1 protein-coding gene is annotated in these 746 nt (G+C 72.5%); it reads right to left on the bottom strand.

The features are described from left to right. A partial coding sequence (locus ABD329_RS47910; protein ID WP_425574491.1) for a SpnB-like Rossmann fold domain-containing protein occupies positions 1 to 746 on the bottom strand: 746 nt, incomplete at both ends.

Below are 746 nucleotides of genomic sequence, written 5' to 3'. Positions count from 1 at the left end.
CGCTCCGCCACCAGGTGGCGGGCGAACAGGGTGCCCAGCGTGCCGCTCGCACCGGTCACCAGGACCGTGCCGTCGGCGGCGAACTCCGACACGTCCTCCCCGGGGAGCGTGGCGGCGGCCCGCGCCAGACGCGGCGCCCGCAGCACCCCGTCCCGCACGGCCACCTGCGGCTCGCCCGACGCCAACGCGTCCGACACCGCCGTCAGCGACCCGGCCGTACAATCCACGTCCACCAGGACGAACCGGCCGGGGTTCTCCGACTCGGCCGAGCGCACCAGACCCCAGACGGCGGCATGAGCCAGATCCGCCACCGGCTCAGCCGGACCGGCGGCCACGGCACCCGAGGTCAGGACGACCAGGCGCGAGTTGGCGAAACGATCGTCAGCCAGCCACTGCTGGAGCAGACTCAGCGTTTGGGTGGTGGCGCGGTGCACCGTGTCGGTGGGTGAGGAGCTTTCCCCAATCCCGCCCCTTCCCGAAACCTGGGGCAAGCCCCAGGACCCCGGACGCCCTTCGGGCGTGTCCTCAAACGCCGGACGGGCTTGATTCGCCACACCCGAGCCAGCATGCGAGGCCCCGCCAACCGTGGGCTCCGCCCCAGAACCCCGGTCCTCAAACGCCGGACCGGCTGGAGAAACCCCCGCAGCGCGCGGTGCCGCAAAGCTCGTGGGCAGGGAGACCACCACATCATCCGGCAACGCCACAGCACCGGACTCAACCGCCGCAGCCAGCGCCTCCAGATCGGC

Source organism: Streptomyces javensis (genome assembly GCF_039525925.1).
In the GTDB taxonomy this organism is placed as follows: domain Bacteria; phylum Actinomycetota; class Actinomycetes; order Streptomycetales; family Streptomycetaceae; genus Streptomyces; species Streptomyces asiaticus.
This window is presented reverse-complemented; position numbering and strand designations above follow the sequence as displayed.